A 3,947-nucleotide genomic window follows, 5' to 3' on the forward strand; every position below is an offset into this window, starting at 1 on the left:
CGCACCCTCACGGAACTCGGCATCGTACTTCCGTCGCTTCTCCGCCATGACCCTCAACTACCCCTATGGTCACGACTCCACAGTACGAGGGGAAGGTCAACACAGCCCCTGACCTGGCCATCAGTCACGACAAGCACCGTTGCAGTACTAAATCGCGCTCGATACGTACGGTGAAGACGTACCACGGGATCACCTAAGGGACGAGAGACCTAAGGTGACGGAGTTCTCATAGTAGTCACGGGAGTTGGTGATCAAGACGTCTGGTGACGGGAGGCATGCGTAATGCAGAGCGCTGAAACAGTGCTAGACGTCATCCGAGAACGAGGCAGGTGCGGCCTGCCTCTCGAAAGGCTGTATAGGCAGCTGTTCAACAAAGGACTCTTCCTGATCGCTTACGGGCGTCTGTACCGGAACGACGGTGCTATGACCCCCGGGGTTAACGGGGAGACCGTGGACGGCATGTCACTGGAGAAGATCGACACGATCATCGGAGCATTACGCACTGAATCGTATCGATGGACACCAGTGAAGCGGGTCTACATCGAGAAGAAGGGAACGAAGAAGAAGCGCCCGCTTGGCCTTCCTCCGTGGTCGGATAAATTGGTAGCGGAAGTAGTCCGTCTCCTTCTTGAGGCGTACTACGATGTCCAGTTCTCTGACCGGTCCCATGGATTCCGGCCCGGACGGGGTTGCCACACCGCATTGACGGAAGTGGTCAACACCTGGAAAGGAACCCGATGGTTCGTCGAGGGAGACATCTCCGACTGCTTTGGGACGCTCGACCACGAGGTCATGCTCTCAATCATGTCTGAGAAGATCCACGATGGCCGGTTCCTGCCACTGATCGATCGGATGCTCAAAGCCGGGTACTTGGAGGACTGGCGATGGCACCCCACATTCAGCGGGGCCCCGCAAGGTGGAGTGGCATCACCGATTCTGTCCAACATCTATCTGGACCAGCTCGATCAGTTCGTTGAACAGCAACTACTCCCTGACTGCAACCGGGGCGACAGACGCCGGGACAACCCCGCATATCGCAGCGTCATCAACCGGATCGCGAAGGCTAAACGGCTCGGAGACAGGGAAACGGTGAAGGCCCTGCGGGCTCAAGCCCGCTCCCTCCCAAGCCAGGACCCGAACGACCCCGGTTACCGACGTCTGAACTATTGCAGGTACGCCGACGACTGGCTGCTCGGGTTCGCGGGACCGAAGCACGAAGCCGAGGAGATCAAGGCACGGATCCGTGACTTCCTGCGCGATGAACTCCGCCTGGAACTCTCGGAATCCAAAACCTTGATCACCCACGCCGCCAGCCAGGCGGCACACTTCCTCGGTTACGACATCCGGGTTCAACACGCCAATGACAAGATCGACCATCGTGGTCACCGGTCCATCAACGGCGCCATCGGACTCTTCGTGCCCAGAACCGCTATCCAGGAGAGATGTGCGCGCTACATGCGCAACGGGAAGCCTCAACGGCGAGGCCACCTGCTGCACGACACTGACTTCAGCATCGTCGCGCAGTTCGGAGCCGAGTTCCGTGGGGTCGTCCAGTACTACCTGCTGGCCCAGGATGTCTACCGACTGAGCCACCTCCAGTGGGTCATGCTGGTCTCCATGCTGAAAACCCTGGCAGCAAAACACCAAACCTCCGTAACGAAGATGGCCCGCAAGTACAAAGCGACCATCGACACACCAGGCGGACGGCTCAGGTGCTTTGAAGTCACGGTCCCACGCGATGGAGGAAGGAAACCACTGACGGCCCGCTTCGGCGGGATCCCACTTAAGCGCCAGCGCACTGCCAAACTGACCGATCGCGACTTCGGCCAGGCACTCCCTCGGAACGAGCTGATTCACAAGCTGCTGACCGAGAGTTGTGCACTCTGCGATTCCCGGACGGACCTCCAGGTCCATCACATCCGGAAACTCGCAGACGTCAACAAGACTGGCCGTCGCGAGAAACCTGAGTGGATGCATTTGATGGCGCGGCGGCGACGCAAGGCACTTGTCATCTGCCGTCTCTGCCACGAAAACATCCACGCAGGCAAGGCCACAGCCAACACTCGGAACTGACCACTGGAGAGCCGAGATGCGGTGAAAGCCGCCTGTCCGGTTCGGGAAGGGGCCGTCGGAAAAGGACCTCCGCCAGAGGCACCTCGCCGGCGGCCTACTTCACAGTTGTTCCTGCTGGCCTACGGGCGGATCTACTCCAATGACGGAGCAATGACGCCCGGGGTCACGCCGGAAACCGTGGATGACATGTCCCTGGCCAAGATCGAGGCGATTATCGGTGCGCTACGCGCCGAGTCCTACCGCTGGTCTCCGGCCAGGAGGGTCTTGATCCCCAAGAAGGGCTCTTCAACCAAGAATCGCCCTTTGGGCATGCCGACGTGGTCGGACAAACTGGTGGCAGAAGTGGTGCGCATTTTGCTCGACGCGTACTACGACCCCCAGTTTTCCGAGCATTCCCATGGATTCCGTTCCGGACGGGGCTGCCACACCGCGCTTGATGAAGTAGTCAAGGTCTGGAAGGGAACGCACTGGTTCATCGAAGGAGACATCGCTGACTGCTTTGGGAGCCTTGACCATGGTGTCTTGCTCTCGATTCTCGGCGAGAAGATCCGCGACGGACGGTTCCTGCAACTGGTCGAACGGATGCTCCAAGCTGGGTATTGGATTGGCGGTGGAACGCCACGCTCTCCGGCTGTCCGCAAGGCGGAGTGGCCTCACCCGTCTTATCCAATATCTACCTGGACCGCCTCGACCAGTTCGTTGAGCAGCATCTGATACCGGAGTACACCCGGGGCGAACGCCGCCGCGAATCTGCAGCCTATACGCGCATCAAGGCCCGGATCGAATCTGCGCGCTACCGCGAGGAATGGGAAGAGCTACGCCGTTTGCGGCGTGAGCGCCGGACCATCCCCAGCGGGGACCCGACCGATCCCGGCTATCGACGGCTGCGGTACGTAAGATACGCGGATGATTTTCTGCTCGGATTCGCCGGACCCAAGCAGGAAGCAGAGGAAATCAGAGACCGGATACGGGAGTTCCTGCGCGACGAACTCGCGCTGGAGCTATCTGCATCCAAGACTCTGATCACCCATGCCGTCAGCCAGGCGGCGCGGTTCCTCGGCTACGAGATTAGAACCCAGATGGCTAACGACCGGCTCACTCGCGGACAACGGGCCGCCAATAGCCATCTGGCTCTTTTCGTTCCCCGGGACGTCATCCGGAAACGGTGCGCGTTGTACATGAGAAAGGGGAAGCCCGCGGGACGTGGCTGGTTGACGCGCGACGAGGACTACTCGATCGTCGCGAAATATGGAGCCGAGTACCGCGGGATGGTCCAGTACTACCTGCTGGCGCAGGACGTGTTCCGGCTCAAGCGGCTGGAATGGGTGATGATCGTTTCGATGCTCAAAACCCTGGCCTCCAAGCACCGCTCCTCGGTCGCCGCGATGGCCCGCAAACACAAGGCCGTAGCCGATACGCCCGAGGGTCCACGCCGATGCTTTGAGGCCAAAGTCCTACGCTCCGGCAGGAAACCGCTGGTCGCCCGCCTCGGCGGCATCCCGCTCAAGCGCAGACGCACCGCCGTCCTGATCGACCGGAGACCGGTCCTGGCCACCAGAAAGAACGAATTGGTCAGGCAGTTGCTCGCCGAGAAATGCGAGCTATGTGACGCGCGGAGCGGGCTTCATGTCCACCACGTGCGGAAACTCGCCGATCTCGACAAGCCTGGACGGCCGGAGAAACCGGAATGGGCGAAACTGATGGCTCGGCGACAACGCAAGACCCTCGTGGTATGTCGCACCTGCCACCAGAACATCCATGCCGGACGAATCACAGCCTCCGCCCGGAAAATGCCGCTGGAGAGCGGTATGCGCTGAAAGGCGCACGTACCGTTCGGGAAGGGGCCGTCGGAAAAGGAGCCGAACCACGGATAC

At 60.4% G+C, this 3,947-nt stretch carries 1 protein-coding gene and 1 pseudogene; both read left to right on the top strand.

Annotation, left to right across the window (positions count from 1 at the left end):
• Positions 1 to 282 precede the first annotated feature (282 nt).
• A complete protein-coding gene (locus tag IG74_RS0143990) occupies positions 283 to 2,073 on the top strand; it encodes a reverse transcriptase/maturase family protein (RefSeq protein ID WP_030689312.1) in 1,791 nt (596 codons plus the stop codon).
• 21 nt (positions 2,074 to 2,094) lie between these two features.
• Positions 2,095 to 3,890 (top strand): annotated as a pseudogene (locus IG74_RS54355) (reverse transcriptase domain-containing protein).
• Positions 3,891 to 3,947 lie beyond the last annotated feature (57 nt).

This window comes from Streptomyces sp. NRRL B-1347, from assembly GCF_000720325.1.
GTDB lineage: Bacteria > Actinomycetota > Actinomycetes > Streptomycetales > Streptomycetaceae > Streptomyces.

Coding starts and splice junctions, on each gene's coding strand:
- IG74_RS0143990 (WP_030689312.1), top strand. CDS start 283: ATGCAGAGCGCTGAAACAGTGCTAGACGTCATCCGAGAACGAGGCAGG.